General features: G+C 59.4%; 18 protein-coding genes. 9 read left to right on the forward strand and 9 right to left on the reverse strand.

All coding sequences use genetic code 11. The annotated features are described in order from the left end of the window. The first annotated feature begins 96 nt into the window (after positions 1–96). The gene (locus L4923_RS15210; RefSeq protein ID WP_239366484.1) at positions 97–933 is read left to right on the forward strand and encodes a tetratricopeptide repeat protein; all 837 of its coding nucleotides are present in this window, start codon (positions 97–99) and stop codon (positions 931–933) included. A 69-nt stretch (positions 934–1,002) separates the two neighbouring features. On the opposite strand, the gene L4923_RS15215 is transcribed toward L4923_RS15210, so the two are convergent. The 8 genes from L4923_RS15215 to L4923_RS15250 form a co-directional block, all read right to left on the reverse strand. Then, complete coding sequence (locus L4923_RS15215; protein ID WP_239366485.1) at positions 1,003–2,022, reverse strand: type II secretion system F family protein; 1,020 nt, start codon at positions 2,020–2,022, stop codon at positions 1,003–1,005. 4 nt (positions 2,023–2,026) lie between these two features. Next, positions 2,027–3,040, reverse strand: coding sequence for a type II secretion system F family protein (locus L4923_RS15220; protein WP_239366486.1), 1,014 nt, complete (start codon positions 3,038–3,040; stop codon positions 2,027–2,029). Between the two features lie 31 nt (positions 3,041–3,071). Continuing rightward, positions 3,072–4,565, reverse strand: a complete 1,494-nt coding sequence (locus tag L4923_RS15225; protein WP_239366488.1) for a TadA family conjugal transfer-associated ATPase — start codon at positions 4,563–4,565, stop codon at positions 3,072–3,074. A gap of 29 nt (positions 4,566–4,594) precedes the next feature. After that, the gene (locus L4923_RS15230; RefSeq protein WP_239366491.1) at positions 4,595–5,878 is read right to left on the reverse strand and encodes a CpaE/TadZ family protein; all 1,284 of its coding nucleotides are present in this window, start codon (positions 5,876–5,878) and stop codon (positions 4,595–4,597) included. Positions 5,879–5,905: 27 nt separating this feature from the next. Continuing rightward, the gene (locus L4923_RS15235; protein ID WP_239366494.1) at positions 5,906–6,619 is read right to left on the reverse strand and encodes a CpaD family pilus assembly protein; all 714 of its coding nucleotides are present in this window, start codon (positions 6,617–6,619) and stop codon (positions 5,906–5,908) included. A gap of 13 nt (positions 6,620–6,632) precedes the next feature. Further along, the gene (locus tag L4923_RS15240) at positions 6,633–8,132 is read right to left on the reverse strand and encodes a type II and III secretion system protein family protein (RefSeq protein ID WP_425530952.1); all 1,500 of its coding nucleotides are present in this window, start codon (positions 8,130–8,132) and stop codon (positions 6,633–6,635) included. After that, on the reverse strand, positions 8,129–8,938 hold the full coding sequence (gene cpaB, locus L4923_RS15245) for a Flp pilus assembly protein CpaB (protein WP_239366496.1): 810 nt from the start codon (positions 8,936–8,938) through the stop codon (positions 8,129–8,131). The genes L4923_RS15240 and cpaB overlap by 4 nt, the downstream gene beginning before the upstream one ends. Before the next feature lie 180 nt (positions 8,939–9,118). Beyond that, positions 9,119–9,637: an A24 family peptidase gene (locus L4923_RS15250; RefSeq protein ID WP_239366530.1), complete on the reverse strand. Its 519-nt coding sequence runs from the start codon at positions 9,635–9,637 to the stop codon at positions 9,119–9,121. Positions 9,638–9,852: 215 nt separating this feature from the next. On the opposite strand from L4923_RS15250, the gene L4923_RS15255 reads away from it, so the two are divergent. The 3 genes from L4923_RS15255 (at position 9,853) to L4923_RS15265 (ending at position 11,668) form a co-directional block, all read left to right on the forward strand. Next, entirely contained in the window at positions 9,853–10,272 is a 420-nt protein-coding gene (locus L4923_RS15255; protein WP_239366498.1) for a pilus assembly protein N-terminal domain-containing protein, read from the forward strand. A 140-nt stretch (positions 10,273–10,412) separates the two neighbouring features. Further along, on the forward strand, positions 10,413–11,009 hold the full coding sequence (locus L4923_RS15260) for a TadE/TadG family type IV pilus assembly protein (RefSeq protein ID WP_239366500.1): 597 nt from the start codon (positions 10,413–10,415) through the stop codon (positions 11,007–11,009). After that, positions 10,901–11,668, forward strand: a complete 768-nt coding sequence (locus L4923_RS15265; protein ID WP_239366503.1) for a TadE/TadG family type IV pilus assembly protein — start codon at positions 10,901–10,903, stop codon at positions 11,666–11,668. Before L4923_RS15260 ends, L4923_RS15265 begins: the two co-directional genes overlap by 109 nt. Here the strand turns inward: L4923_RS15265 and L4923_RS15270 are convergent. Then, a complete protein-coding gene (locus L4923_RS15270; protein ID WP_239366506.1) occupies positions 11,665–12,624 on the reverse strand; it encodes a phosphate/phosphite/phosphonate ABC transporter substrate-binding protein in 960 nt (319 codons plus the stop codon). The genes L4923_RS15265 and L4923_RS15270 overlap by 4 nt on opposite strands. 139 nt (positions 12,625–12,763) lie before the next feature. Here L4923_RS15270 and L4923_RS15275 point away from each other — a divergent pair, with 139 nt between their 5' ends. The 5 genes from L4923_RS15275 (at position 12,764) to dnaA (ending at position 18,469) form a co-directional block, all read left to right on the forward strand. Then, positions 12,764–13,999, forward strand: coding sequence for a phosphopentomutase (locus tag L4923_RS15275; RefSeq protein ID WP_239366508.1), 1,236 nt, complete (start codon positions 12,764–12,766; stop codon positions 13,997–13,999). Then, positions 13,992–14,882, forward strand: a complete 891-nt coding sequence (mutM, locus tag L4923_RS15280; RefSeq protein WP_239366511.1) for a bifunctional DNA-formamidopyrimidine glycosylase/DNA-(apurinic or apyrimidinic site) lyase — start codon at positions 13,992–13,994, stop codon at positions 14,880–14,882. Before L4923_RS15275 ends, mutM begins: the two co-directional genes overlap by 8 nt. Before the next feature lie 36 nt (positions 14,883–14,918). Beyond that, positions 14,919–15,692, forward strand: coding sequence for an enoyl-CoA hydratase (locus L4923_RS15285; RefSeq protein WP_239366514.1), 774 nt, complete (start codon positions 14,919–14,921; stop codon positions 15,690–15,692). A gap of 159 nt (positions 15,693–15,851) precedes the next feature. Then, positions 15,852–16,118: a 30S ribosomal protein S20 gene (gene rpsT / locus L4923_RS15290; protein ID WP_239366517.1), complete on the forward strand. Its 267-nt coding sequence runs from the start codon at positions 15,852–15,854 to the stop codon at positions 16,116–16,118. Positions 16,119–16,936: 818 nt separating this feature from the next. Beyond that, on the forward strand, positions 16,937–18,469 hold the full coding sequence (dnaA, locus tag L4923_RS15295; RefSeq protein ID WP_239366531.1) for a chromosomal replication initiator protein DnaA: 1,533 nt from the start codon (positions 16,937–16,939) through the stop codon (positions 18,467–18,469). The last annotated feature ends 169 nt before the right edge of the window (positions 18,470–18,638 follow it).

Below are 18,638 nucleotides of genomic sequence, written 5' to 3' on the forward strand. Positions count from 1 at the left end.
CTCGGCGCTCTTAACCATCCGTTAGGGTTAACAGAATATTTCTCGGCTAGGGAAGACGGCCGTCGAACGGCCCCCGGAAGAATGGAGCCCGCCCCCATGCCCATCACCCGCCCCGCCCGCATGACAGGCAAGCGGCTTTTGACGGCTGCCTTTCTGGCTATGCTCGCCGCGGGGACGGCCGGGTGCGGCACCACGGACCGCATGTCGACCGGTTCGGTCGGTCGTGGCAATGGCAAGCCGGTGGAAATGATGTCATCCGGCGAATTGCGCGAAGCCACGAACCGGCTCGGTCAATCCTATGCGCGCAATCCCGGTGATAAGAACATCGCGTTGAAATACGCCATCACGCTGCAGATGAACGGCGACGCCGACCAATCCCTGGCGGTGATGCGCAAGCTGGCGATTGCCTATCCGAAGGATCGCGATGTGCTCGCTGCCTACGGCAAGGCACTCGCAGCAAACGGACAGCTCGAACCGGCGCTTGATGCCGTACGCCGCGCGCAGACACCCGAATATCCGGACTGGAAGCTGGTATCAGCGGAAGGAGCCATTCTAGACCAACTCGGACAACGCGACGAAGCCCGTCAGCTCTATCGCAAGGCACAGGATCTGAAGCCCAACGAGCCGACGATCCTTTCCAATCTCGGCATGTCCTATCTGCTGGAAGGCGATCTGCGTACGGCGGAAACCTATCTGCGTTCGGCCGCGTCGCAACCCAACGCCGACAGTCGGGTGCGGCAGAACCTTGCGCTGGCGGTCGGCCTGCAGGGCCGCTTCGATGAAGCGGAAAAAATCGCTTCGCAGGAGCTGTCGCCCGAGCAAGCGCAGGCCAACGTCACCTATCTGCGCCAGATGCTCTCGCAGCAGAATGCGTGGAACCAGTTGAAAGCCCAAGACAAGGGCAAGAAGCAGCCCGAGGCAGCCGTCAACTAACCGTCCCCTCACGAGCAGACGCCACGCGGGACATGCTCACGTGGCTTCATGCATCAATTGCGGTTTGATTTACTGCTGATCGGTCGACTGCGGCTTGTCGCCGAACATGCCGCGCTGACTGACGGTGATGCCTGCAGGGCCAAGGATGATGGCAAACAGGACCGGCAGGAAAAACAGGATCATCGGCACGGTCAGCTTTGGCGGCAGGGCAGCAGCTCTCTTTTCAGCCTCGTTCATGCGCATGTCGCGGCTTTCAGCCGCCAGCACGCGCAGCGCATGGGCAACGGGCGTGCCGTAACGCTCGGCCTGGATGAGCGCTTGTGTCACCGACTTCACCGACTCCAACCCAGTGCGACCAGCAAGGTTCTCATAGGCTTGCCGGCGCTCCTGCAGATACGACAACTCGGCATTGGTGAGTACAAACTCTTCCGCCAGTTCCACCGACTGCGGACCGATCTCGTCAGCAACCTTGCGCATGGCAGCTTCCACCGACATGCCTGATTCCACACAGATCAGCATCAGGTCCAGAGCATCAGGCCAGGCCTTCTGAATGGATTGCTTTCGCTTCGTGGCGCGATTGGAAACGTAAAGAACCGGAATATAAAAGCCGACATAGCCGCCTACGATACAGACAAACAGCTTTACGAAGAGCGGCTGCTCCCCAAGACTGCCGAGCACGAAAACGTAGAATACGGCTACGACCAGGCCCGCGAATGGCAGAACAAGGCGAAAGAACAGGAACTTCGTCAGCGGATTCTGCCCGCGAAAACCTGCCATCTTCAGTTTCTGCAGCGTGTTCTCGTCAGCCAATGCACGCTTGAGATCCAGGCGCTCGACGATGTTGCGCATGCCTACCGATTGTTCTTCGCGCAAACCTTTGCGGCGGCGGTCGGCTTCGGCCGCGAGCCGTGCACGCTGCTTGGCGCGCAGTTCATCGCGCTCGAGCGCAACCGACTTCATTCGCGACTTGAGGGGATCGCGGGCGAAAGCCGGCAACAAGGTGAAGACCGTGGCGAACACGGCAATCGCCACAAGAATGGCGATCAAGAAAGCCGGATCGGTTAGCGTTGTGATCGTTTGTCCGGACATGGTCTCAAACTTCGATGTTCATCATGCGACGCATCACGAAAATGCCGAGCGACATCCAGATGGCGGACACGCCCAGGATCAAATGGCCGGTGCTGGTGACAAAGAGCGGCATGAGATAATTCGGGCTGGTGAGATAGACGAGAAAAGCGACGATGAAAGGTAGCGCCCCAATGATCGCTGCCGAAGCCTTAGCTTCCATCGACAGCGCTTGGACCTTGGCTTTCATCTTCTTGCGGTCGCGCAGCACGCGCGACAGATTGCCGAGCGCTTCCGACAGATTGCCTCCGGCCTGCGCCTGGATCTGAATGACGATGCCGAAAAAGCCCGCTTCCGGGCATGGCATGGTCTCTGGCATGCGCAAGGCCGCGTCCGGGATAGACAGCCCCATCTGCTGCGCATCCACGATGCGACGAAACTCGCTTTTTACCGGCTCGGCTGACTCGCTGGCGATCAGACGGATGCCGTCGTTGAGCGGCAAGCCGGACTTCACGGCGCGCACGATGACATCGAGTGCGTTGGGAAATTCGTTGAGGAAGGCTTTGACGCGACGTTTGCGGCAGAACGATATGAACCAGCGTGGCAGGCCTAGACCACCGACCAGGGCTGCTGCAGGTACCGCGAAGAGCGGCGCACCTACGATGAAGACCACGAGGGCGAGCGCTATGCCACAAGCTGCGGAATAAATGTAGAAGCGCTCCACAGCCATGTTCAGTCCCGCCTGGCGGATCTGGATCCGCAATGGTGGATTCTTGATGGTCCGGGTACTGGTTTTCTGCTTTTCGTCGAGGTCCTTCAGCGTGTCCTGCAGCGATTTTCGGCGCTTGGCGGCTTCGTTGATCTTTTCGCGCGCAGCTTTCACGACGGCACGATCGCTTTCCGCGGCCTTGATGCTCTCCAGGCGCTTACCGACCTGCTTTTCGGCGCTCATGCGGTTGAACAGAAGCGCATAGGTGATCGCGCCGGCGCAGGTGCCCGCGAGAATAACGAAGAGAAGAACTGTGGTGTCGATACCGAACATCGGCAAGGCTCCTCACGCCTTTCGGGCTGGTTCAGCCCGCCCGCTTCTCCATCGCCTCTAATGCCGTGGCCAGGCGCTGCTCTTCACCGTAGTAGCGAGCCCGCTCCCAAAAATGGGGGCGCCCGATGCCGGTCGACACATGCTCGCCGATCAGCCTGCCATTCATGTCCTCGCCCTTGATGTTGTAGAGGACAAGGTCCTGCGTGATGATCACGTCACCTTCCATGCCCACCACTTCGGTGATGTGGGTGATACGACGCGATCCATCGCGCAAGCGGGCGGCCTGAATGATGACATCGACGGAACCAACGATGATTTCGCGTACGGTCTTCTGCGGCAGCGTATATCCGCCCATCGCGACCATGGACTCCATGCGGTTCAGGCATTCGCGCGGGCTGTTGGAATGGATCGTGCCCATGGAACCGTCATGGCCGGTATTCATGGCTTGCAGCAGGTCGAAAACCTCCGGTCCGCGCACTTCGCCGACGATGATCCTGTCAGGCCGCATACGCAGGCAGTTTCTGACCAGATCGCGCATCGTCACCTCGCCCTCGCCTTCCAGATTTGGCGGGCGGGTCTCCAGGCGCACCACATGCGGCTGCTGGAGTTGCAATTCAGCCGAATCCTCGCAGGTGATAACTCGTTCCTGGCGATCGACATAATTTGTCAGGCAGTTGAGCAATGTCGTCTTGCCGGAGCCGGTGGAGCCTGAGATGACGACGTTGCAACGGACGCGACCGATGATCTTCAGCACCTCGGCGCCTTCCGGCGAGATCGCGCCGAAACGCACCAATTGGTCCAGGGTCAGCTTGTCCTTCTTGAACTTACGGATGGTCAGCGCAGTTCCATCGATCGCCAATGGCGGTGCGATGACGTTGACACGCGAGCCGTCCGGCAGACGGGCGTCGCAGATCGGCGAGGATTCGTCGACGCGGCGGCCAACCTGGGAAACGATGCGCTGGCATATGTTGAGGAGCTGCTGGTTATCGCGGAAGCGGATGCCTGTCGTCTCAACCTGACCGTTGACTTCGATGTAGACGTTGCGGGAGCCGTTGACCATGATGTCGGCAATGTCGTCGCGCGCCAGCAATGGCTCCAATGGGCCATAACCCAGGACATCGTTGCAGATATCCTCAAGCAGATCCTCCTGTTCGGCAATCGACATAGCGAAATTCTTGATCGCGATGATGTCGTTGACGATGTCGCGAATTTCCTCTCGCGCACTTTCAGGATCGAGCTTGGCCAATTGCGACAGGTCGATAGTGTCGATGAGCGCCGAAAAAACCTGACTCTTGGTATCGTAGTAAGATTCACCACGCTCCCGCGGTGCCCGTTTTGGTTCTGCAACCATGCTGGGAGCATCGACCATGCGGCGTGCGGGCGCGGCTGCAGGTGCGGATGCTTGTTGCGGCGCAATCGGCGTGGACGGGCGAGGTGCAACGACAGTCTCAACCGGCACGGTTACCGGCTGACGAAATTCCGGCGCCTTGCGGCTGCTGTCGTCACTGCCTCTTTTACCAAACATGATCCGTTACCCACCGCGCCCTGAGGCGATTACTTCTTGTTACGCTTGAACTTGCCCAGGAGCCCACCGAGACTGCTCTTTTTCTTCGACTTCAGCTCGCTGCGCCCCGTCAGCACGTGCGCGATCTCATTGAGCGTTGCGACAACAGGATTCTTGGCGTCCATCTCCCCCAACATGCGGCCATTGTTGGCGGCATTGCCAAACAGCAGCGGCTCGAATGGGATGACTGCCATCGGGGTAATGCCGAGCGGCTCGGCGAAGTCGTTGGCAGAGATTTCCGGACGTTTGGGGACACCGGCCTGGTTGAGGATCAGCTTCGGCGGCGGGTCGTTCGGCCTCAACCGCTTCAACATATCGACCAGGTTCTTGGTGTTGCGCAGATTGGCCAGTTCCGGCGTCGCCGTGATGATGATCTCATCGGCCTTGATCAGCGTGTTCTTGCTCCAGCCGCTCCAGATATGCGGAACATCGAGAACCAGCACGGGAGCGGTTCTCTGCGCCGTGTCGATGATCTGGCTGAAAGCCTCCGGCTCGAAGTCGTAGACACGATCCAGCGTCGAAGGCGCTGCCAGCAGGGAAAGGTGCTCGGCACATTGCGCGAGCAGGCGATCGAGATAAACCTCATCGATACGCTCCGGCGAGAACACTGCCTCCGCGATGCCTTGTGCAGGATCCTGATCGAAATTGATGTTCGCGGTGCCGAAAGCAAGATCGAGATCGGCCACCACTACTTCCGACTGGAACAGGGACGAAACGGCCCAGGCGACATTATGCGCGATCGTGGAGGAGCCGACGCCGCCCTTGGCTCCAATGAAAGCCATGGAGCGGCCGATCGGCGCTGCTTCCGGATCGACGAAAATCGAGGCGATAACGGCGACGATGTCGGCCATCGAAACCGGTGCCACGACATATTCCGAAATGCCGTTGCGGATCAGCTCGCGATAAAGCCCGACATCGTTGTAGTGGCCAATGACAACGACCTTGGAGGTCGGATCGCAATATTCGGCAAGCCGGCCGAGTTGCTCGAGCATCTCCTTCGGCTCGGCGCGCGTCTCCAGCACAATCAGGTTGGGGGTCGGCGCCGAATGGTAGAAGTCGATTGCAGTCGGAATGCCGCCCATGTGCACTTTCAGATGGGCTTTGGCCATTCGGCGATCCTGGCCCGCGCGCTCGATCGGATTGGCAACACCCTCCGTCTCGCAGAAGGCCTGCACGGAAATGCGCGGAACGGGCCGCAACGCCTGCATGGCCGCGATATCCTGACGGGAGATATTATCGTCGTCCTCGGAAGGATCGTAGGCCAGATTAGTCATGTTCTTTGCCCCCTGCGATCCATTGCGTCAGTAATCGACTTCCTGGCGTGGCACCGGCGTGTAGAATGGTGCCTTGCGATAGCCGTCGATCACCACTCCACGCCGTGTTGCGTCGACCGGCGTCTGCTGGCGCGGGCCCAAAAGATCATTCGGATTGGCGATCTGGGCAGCGAGGTTGTTCTGATAGGAACAGCCAAAATTCGTATAGTGCTTGTTCTCGGTCGTATCGGCGATATCCGCCGACCAGCGGCCGCATTTGTCGGTATGCGCGCGTAAGGCGGAATAGGTCACGCGCACCGGTGCCGCGATATCCCCCCCGCCGGCATCGTAGGAGATGAAGGCGATGCGGTCGCGGCGAACACCATTGGCGGCAGCGACCTTTGCGAAACCGCGTGCGGCGGATTGCGCGGCGATCTCGTTGGCTGAGCCTGTGGGCACCGATATGGTCACCACGGAAGCGGCTGCGCGATCGTACCCCTCAAGAAAACCGAGCAGCGATTCCTTTTGCGCCCTTGTCATGTCACGATCGCTGGCACCGACGGGGATGTCCAACGTCTTGTCCTGCTGCGAAATCATGATCGGATGATTGGTGCGGTAATCGTCCGGGATAGCACCCACAGTCACGCTGTCGCGGTTGGCGCACCCCCCAAGCAGGGTAATTGCGAGCAGCAATGCGGGCATCACCATTTTGCTGCCGTGGAGCGCCAGCTGCGGGACCTGGTTTCTTGCCGAATGAGACATATCCACTCCCCGCTTATTTATAGATGAAGCCGACGACGCCGTGATATCGGCCGGCAGGCTTGTCAGTCTGCATGGTGCCGTAGACACGGTTGACACGGCCAAGAAACATGCCTGCGCCATCGCTGGCGGCATTAAAATTGTCGTCCGGCTTTGCGAGGTCGTTGCGCGCCGTCGGTCGGGCCAGATAGGGCGTGATGATGATGACCAATTCGCTCTCATTACGAACGAAGTCGCGACTGCGGAACAACGCGCCCAGCACGGGAATCTTCGACAGACCTGGGAGGCCATTGATGGCCTGACGAACGTCGTCGCGAACCAGGCCCGCGATCATCATCGACCCACCGGAGGGGAGTTCGACGGTTGTGTCAGCCAATCGCTTGCGGATCGAAATCATGTTGGAATCATTGAGCGAGACGGACGCTTCGGTCGTCGGTTCAGAAACGGAAGTCCTGACTTTCAAGCTGATGCGGCCAGCGGAAAGCACCACCGGCTGGAATTCAAGTCCGATGCCATATTCTACTGTCTTGAACCCGTAGGTCCTCTTGGTGGTGCCGTCGTCTTCCTTTTCATTGTCCGCAGTGTTGAGGAGATTGTATTCTCCACCAACCCGGAATGTCGCTTTCTCACCCGAGACAGCCGTGAGAGTCGGCTCAGCCAGTGTCTTCATGACACCGGCTTGTTCCATTGCGTTGACATACGCCGTCAAGGACGAGGATCCGATGTTAAAGCCCGAGTCAGACAGCGGCTTGCCTAGACCCGGATAGTTTTGCGTTAGCGAACTCCACGTGATCCCATTTGAGCCACCATTGCCAACCATGTTGACGCCAAGCTGCTTCATGACAGACCGGCTCACCTCTGCCACCGTCACCTTCAGAGTTACCTGATCGTCGCCCATGATCTGGAGCAGATTGACGATCTGGCTTTTCTGGCGAGTCTGGTCGGGGTTGTCGATGTCCACGCCGCCGTCGCGCGAGCCGCCAACGGCAGTCTGCGAATACTGACCGGTGGTCGCTTCACCGCCCGTGACGAAGATGGTGGCGAGATCGACGGCACGCTTGGAATCGAGCGGCGTATCGACGGTGCCTGTCAGGACGACGTTGTCGTTGAGCAGTTCCACCTTGATGCTGGAATTGGGAATGAACCGCTTCAGGTAGTCTTCAAGTCCGGCGACATCGCGTTCGACTGCGAGGTCGAGACTGACGATCTGCTCGCCATTGGGACCGAAGACAAAAATGTTGGTCTCGCCGACCGCCTTGCCGAACAGATAGATCCTGCGGGAAGTGCGCGTCACAGCGTCAGCCACGGTCGGGTTGGCGACGAGGATGTCATAGGCGTCGTTCGGCAAGTCGACGACGATAGACTTATTGAGGCCAAGCTTGATGCGTTGATTGGCAGTGCTGTTGCCGACGCGCGCCGTACCATTGGCAGCCTGCGCTTCGATCGTCCCCATCGCACCGGTTCCGCAGAGCAAGAGACCTACGGCAAGCGCGGAGGCGAAACTGGATATGTTCATTTCCTTGCCCCCACTTCGGAAACTTCGCCGGATTTGATGAGACGTACGGTGCCCCGTCGTCCGTTACCGGAGACGAGATAATCAGCTTCGCCGGTTGTCTTTTCTTGCGCGTCCTTGATCGAGCGCAGCGCCAGCGTGAGCCGGTCCGCCATCTGTTGCGCGACGGTGATGATTTCCGCTTGCTGAGGTGTCAGCTCCAGCGTGGCCGTCTGACCGACACGGGTCTTCTTGCCTTCTTCGTCTTCCTGGATTGTCTGGTCGATCGCCAGCACGCGGATGTTCTTCAGAATGGTCTCGGTGGTAAAGCCACCGCCGCCGTTCGCCGGATCGGTTTTCCGCGTCATGATGACGTCGACATAGTCGTTCGGCAGGATGAAGCCGCCTGCAGAGGTGTCGGCGGCAATCGCCGTCGCCACCGCTCGTGTCCCCGAAGGCAGGATGGAGGACATGAAACTCTGTCCCTCGCCGATCAGCTTTGACCGACGGACCGGCTCGCCCGCATACATCGCGACGCGAGCCACAGAGTTCTTCAGTTTTTCAGCCGCTTCAGGGTCGCTGGCACGAGTGATGAAATTGGGATTCACCCCATCCGCTGGCCAGGATTCCCATTTGATGGCGGATTCCAGCGGGGTTCCCATCGGGACGTCGGCGCTGAGAACCAGCACGTCTTCCAGTGCGATCGCCGGTTGCTGAGGACCCGTCTCGATAATTTGAGGAGCCGGGACAGCCATGTTCTTCGCCACGTAGCCCGCGCCTCCGGCAGCGGCCACAGCCACGCTTAAAACAATCAACCGGGATACCGGCATCGCCCCATTCCACCCTGACAAACCACCAGGTCGGACTGTGCGTCTGAAATCGTCAAATTATGGTTAATGGAGTTCTAATTTAATGACTTGAAGGAAATAATTCCCAATGCCTGAAGACACCTATACAGCCAGCACAGTCAGTCGACCAATTTCCATTCGGATATCCAACGATCTCGGCAACTAGCCCGAGAGCCTCGCCAGAGCCCACAGCGCCAGCGGCGATTCCGCAAAGACGAACAAGCCGCCCAGCCCCAGCGCAATGCCGTAAGGCACCCCGACCTTCTCGTTAGCGAAATGGCGCAGAAATACATTGTTGCCGGCAAGGAGAGCTAGCGGCGATTTACGGAAAGCCAGTATCGCGAGCGTCAAGACCCCACCGATAACAGAGGCAAAGACCAGATATTGAAGCAGGGTCATGCTGAAACCCATCCAGATGGAGGTCGCAGCCAGGAGCTTTGCATCGCCTCCACCCATGCCGCCGATGGCAAAAAGACCAAAGGTAACGCACAGGACCACCAAGCCGGCGGCAAGGTGCAAGCCGTAGGCTGTCCAGGCCATGCCTGTCAGCGGGGCCACCGTCAAGAAGGTCACTGCCAAGACAACCGACACACGATTGGCGATCGTCATCGAAAGCATGTCTGAAACCGCCGCAAACAACATGCAGAAAGGAAAGACGACAAAGATCAGCGCTACGAGCATGGCCAGACTGGAAAAGAGCTGCAATCGCGGTATCCTAGTCCAATTGCGTTAAGGATGGGTGAGCCGAAGCCGATAAATGCCGTATTTCAAGGCAGTCCTGCCAGAACGCCTTCCAGTAAGCGGCCCCTCGCATCATCGGCGTTCCAGCGGACTTAACCCTTGGTTCACCAATCTCCTTCATCTTTTCGTCGACTTTTACCGTGTCGGAGACCGCGATGTCCCTGTCGAACCCACTGATCGTGGCCATGGCGCTTGCCGCCACGATCTTTGCCTTGCCCAGCAAGGCCGAGGTCGGCATCGAGGTGACCATGAACCAGGCCAAGATCGTGAAGCTTCCGCGAGCGGCCGACACAGTGGTCATTGGCAATTCCGCCATCGCGGACGCTGCGGTGCAGGATGCTTCCACCATCGTGCTTACCGGCAAGGGATTCGGTGTCACCAACATCGTGGCACTCGACAATCAAGGTAGCCCGATCCTCGACGAGCAGGTCACGGTCGTTCGGCAGGCAGTGAGTTCTGTACGCATCTATCGGCGCTCTCAGGTTCAGACCATGTCCTGCACCCCGTACTGCGAGAGTGCGACAAAGACCGATGCCGAAAAGGTTTCCGAGTCGGAAATGAACGCTGGCCAATAAGCAGCTGCGCGGGCAATCGGGGTCCAGCCTGGTTAAGCTCGGGTAAAGACTTCATCCATTAGTTTAGGGGTCAATAAAACGGGCCCTCAACGGGTTTGGTCTATACTTCCAGCGGGTTCGGCTCAGGGGTTCCAGTCGTCATGGGGCAGGAAGACACACGTGACAAGGCGCGCACGGCGCGGCGTCTTGGCTTTCTTGTCCGTTTTGCGCGCGACCGTCGTGGCAGCACGGCGATCGAATTCGCAGCTCTAGCCATCCCTTTCTCGCTTCTGGTGTTCGCGATCCTGGAGAGCTGCCTTTCCTTCGCCGGCCAGGAAATCCTCACGAACGCGACAGATGATCTGGCACGTCAATTGCGGACCGGGCAGTTGAAGGCGAATGCTGTCACCGTCGATACCCTGAAGCAGAAGATCTGCTACAGGCTGGAAATCCTGATGGCGAACGGTTGCACAACCCGCCTCAAAGTCGATCTGCGTAAATACGATTCTTACGCCGATGCCGCCGGTCATACATACAAGATCGCCAATGGAGACATCGTGCTGATGAAAGGCACGGCGGTGGACCCGAAACAGTTCGTCGCTGAACCCGGTACAGCCGAAACGATCAACATGTTGCGCGTCTTTTACAAATGGCCGGTCATCACCGACTTCATGAAGAAGTCCATGGCCAATCTGAAGGATGGCGATACGCTGCATTTCGCCACCAATACCTGGTTCAACGAGCCCTACGGCAGCTGACCGAGGTCATTGCCGGCAAAGGAAACAAGATGCTGTTTCAAGCACTGAGATGGTCGGTTGCAGAAGGCTTCCTAAGGAACGCAGCCCGCTTCCATAGAGACAAACGCGGCGTTGCCGCGGTCGAATTCGCATTTCTCGCCCCTATTCTGCTTGTCATGTATTTCGTGGCGATGGAGGCCTCGCAGGCGATCGAGACCAACAAGAAGGTCAGCCGCCTCGGCAGCATGGTCGCCGACCTCGTTGCGCAAAAGCCCGACAGCGGGATCACGAAAGCCGATATCCAAAGCATCATGGATATAGGCCAGACCACCCTACTGCCCTATGCCCGCTCCAAGCCCACGATCACGATCACGGGCATACAATTGTCCAACGAGACCCCACCCAAAGCGACCGTGGCCTGGTCGCGCAAGCTGGACAACGGCACTTTCAGCGCCGGCCTAACACCAGGAACGGAAATCGTTATCCCGCCCGCACTGGCCATCAAAGACACATTTCTGGTCAAGGTGGACAGCAACCTGGCCTATCAACCGCTGATTGTCTGGGCGACGGGCGGTCAACAGGCGCTTGGCCTGACTGACGCTTTCAACAATATAAAAATGGGGGAAAGCTACCTTCTGCGTCCGCGCACGGTAGCGAAGCTGACCTGTTCGGATTGCTAGGGTTCTGGTTTGTCGTTCTCGCCTTCATCTCCATTCCGACTGATCCGTCCCAAAAGCTTTGCAGCAACTGTATAGTCACTGTGCTTGACGGCGACAAAGCCGCCGGAATGCCGCGGCTCCAGCAAGTCGTATGTCTCAGGCGTCTGCTGTTTCAGGTTGGTCAGAAAAACGCCGAGCCGGCGTTTGGCTTCAGGGTCCAGGGTTTTCATCACGGCATGAGGTCCATACCGTAGCAAACCGGACTTCCAGACCACCTGAAGCGAGCCTTCCGCCACACCGGCTTCCCGCAATCTGGCGACCGTGCCCGCTGTCAAAGCTTCGAGATTGTCCTCGCCCGAGGGCGACCACCCAAAGACCGCATCAACCTTGCCTTCGATCAACATCGTCTCCGCGGCTGAAGCTGAAGGGGCATGTTCCAGTATCTGCCCCTCCCCTGGAACGGACGGCAGTTGCGACGCGAGTTCGGCCAATGGCAACAGCCAACCGGCAATGCTCCCCGGGGCGCCAACCGCGATCCGATGCGAACCCATCGCTTGCAACGAGGGGACCTTCCCGTCTCTGGTGACGAGGATCGATCGGAAGCCGATAGCCCCATCGCTGTCGGTCGGCGCTGCGAGCGGCTCGATGCAATCGCAACGTTCGGCCGCAGCCGCATAGGCAAGCGCCGAATAGATCGCATATTCCACGCGACCGGCAGTCTGCGCTTCGATCAGCGTGGCATAGTCGGGAGCGACGAGGAATTCGACCTTCATGCCGAGCGCCATGGAATAAGCCTTCGTCAGCACGGAAAGGCCGGGCACCGAGTTGCCAGCACCAGGTTCGGCGACCACCCCTATGCGAAACGTGCCGATATCATCCTGCCAGTCGGCGCGGGCCGATGCGGAAAACAGCCCGAGAAATACGGCGACGGCAGCAGCCGTCCTGAACAGATCGCGGAAACAAGATTGGTGAGACATCGGCCAAGTTCCAGGGTTTCGGCCTAGAAGGCCGAAAGTCACTGCCCATTGTCTGCGTAAGCGGTTGCCGTTTGGTTTCCGAATTGCCAAGGCTGTCACGCGCTCCTATGTCTTGGCGACAACAAACCGATGAGTTCGAATGGCGCGCGCTTTCATCTTCGTTCTGGATTCCTTCGGCATCGGCGGCGCAGCCGATGCCGAAAAGTATGGCGACGCCGGTGCGGATACTTTCGGCCACATCGCGGCGGCATGCGCCGCTGGCGAAGTCGATCGCGAAGGCCTTCGCAACGGCCCCCTTACCGTGCCCAATATGGCCGCCCTTGGTCTCGGCCTCGCCGCCAAGACAGCAACCGGCCTTGCCTTCCCCGCAGCGGCCGCCGCTCCAGGAGCTTTCCACGGTGCCGCGCAGGAAGTTTCCAGCGGTAAGGACACGCCATCGGGCCACTGGGAAATTGCCGCCCTGCCCGTCCGTTTCGACTGGGGGTATTTCCCAGACACCGTCCCGGCCTTCCCGGCCTCGCTCACCGAAGCAATGATCCGCGAGGGCAAGGTTCCCGGCATTCTCGCCAACCGTCACGCGTCGGGTACCGGCGTGATCGAGGATTTCGGCGAAGAACATATCCGTACAGGAAAACCGATCTGCTACACCTCGGTGGATTCCGTTCTTCAGATCGCCGCCCATGAGGAGCATTTTGGCCTCGAACGGCTTTACGAGTTCTGCAAGATCGTGCGGGGGCTTGTCGATCCGTTGAACATCGGGCGTGTGATTGCCCGTCCCTTCGTCGGTGAAACCGCAGCAACCTTCCGCCGCACACCCAATCGTCGCGATTTTTCCGTTCCGCCACCCGAGCCCACGCTTCTCGACCGGCTCACGGCCCGTGGCAGCCGGGTGATCGCCGTGGGTAAGATCGGCGACATCTTTGCGCATCGCGGCATTTCGGAAGTGCGAAAAGCACCGGGCAACATGGCAATGTTCGACAAGGCGCTGACCGCGATCGACGACGCAGGCGATGGTGATCTGGTCTTCGCTAATTTCGTCGACTTCGATACCGAATTCGGCCATCGTCGCGACGTTGCCGGCTATGCGGCAGCGCTCGAAGCCTTCGACAAGCGCATCCCAGAAGCGCTGGCAAAATTGCAGGACGGCGATCTGTTCATCCTCACGGCCGACCACGGCAACGATCCGACCTGGCGTGGCACCGATCACACACGCGAGCGGATCCCTGTGATCGGCATTGCACGCGGCCGAAAGGGCGGCGACATCGGTCTTAGGGCAACGTTTGCCGATATCGGTGAAACCGTGGCCGAACATCTGGGCTTGGCCCCTGGTCGACACGGCACGTCCTTCCTCGCAGAGCTCGGTGACCATGCCTGAGTTGCCCGAGGTTGAGACCGTCCGCCGCGGATTGCAACCGGTCATGGAAGGCGCCCGCATCACGGCCGTGGAGGCACGTCGCCCGGATCTGCGCTTTCCCTTTCCAGAACGCTTCGTTGAACGCCTTGAAGGCAGGCGTATCGCCGCGCTTGGCCGGCGCGCCAAATATCTGACCATGCATGTGCAGGACGGACCGCTACTGATCTGCCATCTCGGCATGTCCGGTTCCTTTCGCATAGAACAGGCCAATGGCGCGGACGTCCCGGGCGAGTTTCACCACGAGCGTTCGAAGGCCGCGGCACACGACCATGTCATATTCCATCTTGAGCCGGCGGCCGGCGGCGAGGCGCGTGTCGTCTTCAACGATCCGCGTCGCTTCGGCTTCATGCTGTTTGGTGAAGGTACCCCCGGAGAGCACCCCATGCTCAAGGACCTCGGTGTCGAACCCACCGGCAATGCTTTGGACGGCCCGCTGCTGGCCTCTCTGTTCGAGGGCCGCAAGACGCCTCTTAAAGCGGCGCTGCTCGATCAGCGGCTGATTGCTGGTCTCGGCAACATCTATGTATCTGAAGCCTTGTGGCGTGCCGGCCTCTTGCCGACGCGCGCAGCCGGCACAATCGCTGGCCATGACAAGCAGGCGAAGGAGCGAAGCGAAAAGCTGGCAGAAGCCGTGCGGTCGGTTATAGCCGACGCAATCGCGGCCGGAGGCTCCTCCCTGAAAGACTATGTACAGACGGACGGCTCGCTGGGCTATTTTCAGCACTCCTTCGCGGTCTATGACCGTGAAGGTGCCCCCTGCCCCAAGCCAGGCTGTGGCGGGTATATCGAGCGGATCGTTCAGAGCGGCCGCTCCACGTTCTATTGCCGCTCCTGCCAGGAGTAGGCTAGACGGGTCTCACTGCAATGAGGAGACCGAGCCATGGCTTATGAAACGATCATCGCCGAAACCCGCGGCAAGGTCGGGCTAATTACGCTGAACCGGCCTAAGGCATTGAATGCCCTGAACTCGCAGGTGCTCGCCGACATCCTCGACGCAGTGAAGACCTTCGAGACCGATGCCAGTATCGGCGCCATGGTCATAACCGGCTCGGAGAAGGCTTTCGCCGCGGGCGCCGACATCAAGGAGATGCAAGCCAAGAGCTACATCGAAGCCTTCATGCAGGATTTCTTCGTCGGCTGGGAAGAACTCACCCGTGCGCGTAAGCCTATCATCGCGGCAGTGGCGGGCTACGCTTTGGGCGGTGGCTGCGAACTCGCCATGATGTGCGACTTCATCATCGCCGGGGACAACGCCAAGTTCGGCCAACCGGAGATCACCCTCGGCGTCATGCCCGGCATGGGCGGCTCGCAACGCCTTACGCGCTTTGTCGGCAAGTCCAAAGCCATGGATATGGTTTTGACCGGCCGCATGATGGACGCGGCCGAAGCCGAACGCTGCGGTCTTGTCTCGCGGATCGTACCGGCCGCCGAATTGGTCGATGAAGCGTTGAAGGCAGCTGCTAAGATCGCTGACTTTTCGCTGCCTGCCGTGATGATGGCCAAGGAGGCGGTCAACCGTTCGTATGAAACGACCCTGGCCGAGGGATTGCGATTCGAAAGGCGCGTTTTCCATTCCATGTTCGCCCTCGATGACCAAAAGGAAGGCATGGCGGCTTTCGCCGAGAAGCGAAAAGCCAATTTCAGCAACCGTTGAGGCTGAAAAGGCTACGCAAATGCGTGCCTTCGGCGTTGACGCGCCGGAAAAGCTGAACTATAAGCCGCGACGACTGAGGCGGCCTGTGGCTGCCCCTTTGTTTTTTGCGCCCATCGGCACGCCGCAAGCGCTTACCATAGAGATCAGAAGAGAGGCAGTATGGCCAATACCTCGTCGGCCAAGAAGGCTACGCGCAAGATCGCCCGCCGTGCGGCAATTAACAAGAACCGCCGTTCGCGCGTACGTACCTATGTGCGCAAGATGGAAGAAGCGCTGGCTGCTGGCGACAAGGCTGCCGCAGAGGCCGCTTTCAAGGACGCTCAGCCGGAATTGATGCGCGCCGCCACCAAGGGCGTGCTGCACAGGAATACGGCTTCGCGCAAGGTTTCACGCCTTGCTCAGCGTCTTAAGACGCTGTCGGCCTAAACCTTTCGATATCACAAAATTCTGAAGACCCGGCGCATGTGCGCCGGGTTTTTTCGTTTGCCGGCAATGACTTGAAATGAACGTTCGATAATTGCCGCAACGGCAGTTTTCGAACATGTCGAGAACTTTGCCGGCATCTTTGTTCCGGAAGCCGGGCTCGAGACGCAACCTCAATCTGAGCGGCATAAATAATCATTTAACTTCAGTGGTTTAGAGAAGATCCGCGGGAGGTTGTCCACAGCTTGTGCACATCGCCAGCCGGGCTTTAGGAAGAACTCAATGTCAAGCGATTTTTTAAAAATTATTTCGCGCCAGCTACCCTTTTTCATATTCGCCGGAAAAGGGTTTGAATCACAAGAACTTTGCCTGCGCAGGTGCGCTTAAAGAGGCCAAAATGCCCCTTTGGGCCTGCCAGATTCGTTAAAAATCCGTTAGACGCGGCCTTGCCCTTTCCACAGCGATTTCTGTAATGTCTGGTCATCGAGAGGGGCGGGCCGTTAGGCTCTCGACCTAGCCCAAAAACAGGCAAAATCTGCAACGCGGAAGCAATTCCGCGAACGGCTGGGTCTGTCCTTTCGATGCGTAGTGGGGACTGGGGTTAACAAGGCATAATAAGTCGGACGTAGCTGGCATGCAGCCAGACGGGCTTGTTTTGTCTTGTCGCTCCGGGCTGCATTGGCAGGGATAAAACCCGACCCATGCGCTTGACCATGTCCCCAGCCTGCGGCGGCTGGGAGCGTGGGAGGTTATGGTACTGGAAGAAGGCTGCGAAGATCGGCCCGCCAGTGCAAGTCAGACAATGAACGAGGATCTGAATGATACACAGTGGCGCAAATCGGGAGCTCAGTGGCGGCTTTCCTTTCTCCGGAGAGATTGTCGGAGAAAGTGCAATGACTGCTAGCAATGAGGCTGAACAGCGGTTCGAGCGTATCAGGGCACAGTTGAAGGCCCGTCTCGGCAGTGAGGTCTATTCCAGCTGGTTCGGCCGCATGAAGCTGGTCGAGCTTTCCAAGGGGGTCGCCCGCATGTCGGTGCCGACCGCTTTCCTGCGCTCGTGGATCAACGGTCACTATCTGGACGTCATCACGGAACTCTGGAAGCAAGAAGAGGCCGGTATCCTGAAGGTCGAGGTGGTTGTGCGCAGTGCCACGCGCCATACCGCTCCCGACTTGGAAGCCGCACCGCTGCGTAAGGTTGCCAAGCAGGCGCAGACCACGCTTTCGTCTGGTACGACTTTGGGCGCCAGCAAGCAGGAACGTGCCCCGCTGACCCGGACCACGGAGCCGGATTTCCGCCAGAACGTGCTGGGCTCACCACTCGATCCCCGCTACACCTTTGCTTCCTTTGTCGAGGGCCCATCGAACCGGGTGGCCTTTGCCGCTGCCCGTGCAGTTGCGGAATCCGCGTCGAGCGCGGTACGTTTCAATCCGCTGTTCCTTCACGCCACGGTCGGCCTCGGCAAGACACATCTTCTGCAGGCGATCGCCGCGGAATCGCTGCGCCACAACCCGAAATCGCGCGTCGTTTACCTGACTGCCGAATATTTCATGTGGCGCTTCGCCACTGCAATCCGAGACAACAACGCGCTGACGCTGAAGGAACAACTGCGCGACATCGATCTGCTGATCATCGATGACATGCAGTTCCTGCAGGGCAAGTCGATCCAGCACGAATTCTGCCATCTCATCAACATGCTGCTCGACAGCGCCAAGCAGGTGGTTGTCGCCGCAGACCGGCCGCCATCCGAGTTGGAGTCGCTCGAGCCGCGTGTCCGTTCACGCCTGAACGGCGGCGTTGCGCTGGAAATGGCAGCGCCCGACTACACAATGCGCCTTGCCATGCTGAAACAGCGCCTGGCATCGGCCAAGCACGATGACGCCTCGCTCGATATAGCCGACGAAATCCTGGAGCATGTCGCGCGCACCGTGACCGGTTCGGGTCGCGAACTGGAAGGCGCCTTCAACCAGTTGCTATTCCGTCAGTCGTTCGAGCCGCAGATCACCATCGACCGCATCGACGAGATCCTCGGCCACATCTATCGCACGGGCGAACCGAAGCGTGTGCGCATTGAAGACATCCAACGCATCGTGGCGCGCCACTACAACGTCTCGAAAACGGAATTGCTGTCGAACCGGCGCACGCGCACCATCGTCAAGCCGCGTCAGGTGGCGATGTATCTTTCCAAGGTGCTGACGCCTCGCTCGCTGCCGGAAATCGGCCGCAGGTTCGGCGGGCGCGACCACACCACCGTGCTCCACGCCGTGCGCAAGATCGAGGACTTGTCGGGCGCCGACAACACGCTGGCGCAGGAACTCGAATTGCTCCGCCGGCTGATCAACGACCAGGCTTGAGCAGACACGGCGGCCTTGCTGCCGCTTCGAGCCGCTGTTATCCCCGACAAAGCCCGGGGGGCCCGGGGAGCCCCCGGGGCCGGGGGGTGGGGGGAAAGGGGTTTTTGGGTGGGGGTGGGCCCGAATTGCGTGGGGGGGGGCGGTTGGGGGGGGGGGGGGGGGGGGGGGG

The organism is Terribium retamae (assembly GCF_022347545.1).
In the GTDB taxonomy this organism is placed as follows: domain Bacteria; phylum Pseudomonadota; class Alphaproteobacteria; order Rhizobiales; family Rhizobiaceae; genus Mesorhizobium; species Mesorhizobium retamae.

Excerpts from the sequence above, each read along its gene's own strand:
- L4923_RS15210 (WP_239366484.1), top strand. The coding sequence starts at position 97 with ATGCCCATCACCCGCCCCGCCCGCATGACAGGCAAGCGGCTTTTGACG.
- L4923_RS15215 (WP_239366485.1), bottom strand. The coding sequence starts at position 2,022 with ATGTCCGGACAAACGATCACAACGCTAACCGATCCGGCTTTCTTGATC.
- L4923_RS15220 (WP_239366486.1), bottom strand. The coding sequence starts at position 3,040 with ATGTTCGGTATCGACACCACAGTTCTTCTCTTCGTTATTCTCGCGGGC.
- L4923_RS15225 (WP_239366488.1), bottom strand. The coding sequence starts at position 4,565 with ATGTTTGGTAAAAGAGGCAGTGACGACAGCAGCCGCAAGGCGCCGGAA.
- L4923_RS15230 (WP_239366491.1), bottom strand. The coding sequence starts at position 5,878 with ATGACTAATCTGGCCTACGATCCTTCCGAGGACGACGATAATATCTCC.
- L4923_RS15235 (WP_239366494.1), bottom strand. The coding sequence starts at position 6,619 with ATGTCTCATTCGGCAAGAAACCAGGTCCCGCAGCTGGCGCTCCACGGC.
- L4923_RS15240 (WP_425530952.1), bottom strand. The coding sequence starts at position 8,132 with ATGAACATATCCAGTTTCGCCTCCGCGCTTGCCGTAGGTCTCTTGCTC.
- cpaB (WP_239366496.1), bottom strand. The coding sequence starts at position 8,938 with ATGCCGGTATCCCGGTTGATTGTTTTAAGCGTGGCTGTGGCCGCTGCC.
- L4923_RS15250 (WP_239366530.1), bottom strand. The coding sequence starts at position 9,637 with ATGCTCGTAGCGCTGATCTTTGTCGTCTTTCCTTTCTGCATGTTGTTT.
- L4923_RS15255 (WP_239366498.1), top strand. The coding sequence starts at position 9,853 with ATGTCCCTGTCGAACCCACTGATCGTGGCCATGGCGCTTGCCGCCACG.
- L4923_RS15260 (WP_239366500.1), top strand. The coding sequence starts at position 10,413 with ATGGGGCAGGAAGACACACGTGACAAGGCGCGCACGGCGCGGCGTCTT.
- L4923_RS15265 (WP_239366503.1), top strand. The coding sequence starts at position 10,901 with ATGGCCGGTCATCACCGACTTCATGAAGAAGTCCATGGCCAATCTGAA.
- L4923_RS15270 (WP_239366506.1), bottom strand. The coding sequence starts at position 12,624 with ATGTCTCACCAATCTTGTTTCCGCGATCTGTTCAGGACGGCTGCTGCC.
- L4923_RS15275 (WP_239366508.1), top strand. The coding sequence starts at position 12,764 with ATGGCGCGCGCTTTCATCTTCGTTCTGGATTCCTTCGGCATCGGCGGC.
- mutM (WP_239366511.1), top strand. The coding sequence starts at position 13,992 with ATGCCTGAGTTGCCCGAGGTTGAGACCGTCCGCCGCGGATTGCAACCG.
- L4923_RS15285 (WP_239366514.1), top strand. The coding sequence starts at position 14,919 with ATGGCTTATGAAACGATCATCGCCGAAACCCGCGGCAAGGTCGGGCTA.
- rpsT (WP_239366517.1), top strand. The coding sequence starts at position 15,852 with ATGGCCAATACCTCGTCGGCCAAGAAGGCTACGCGCAAGATCGCCCGC.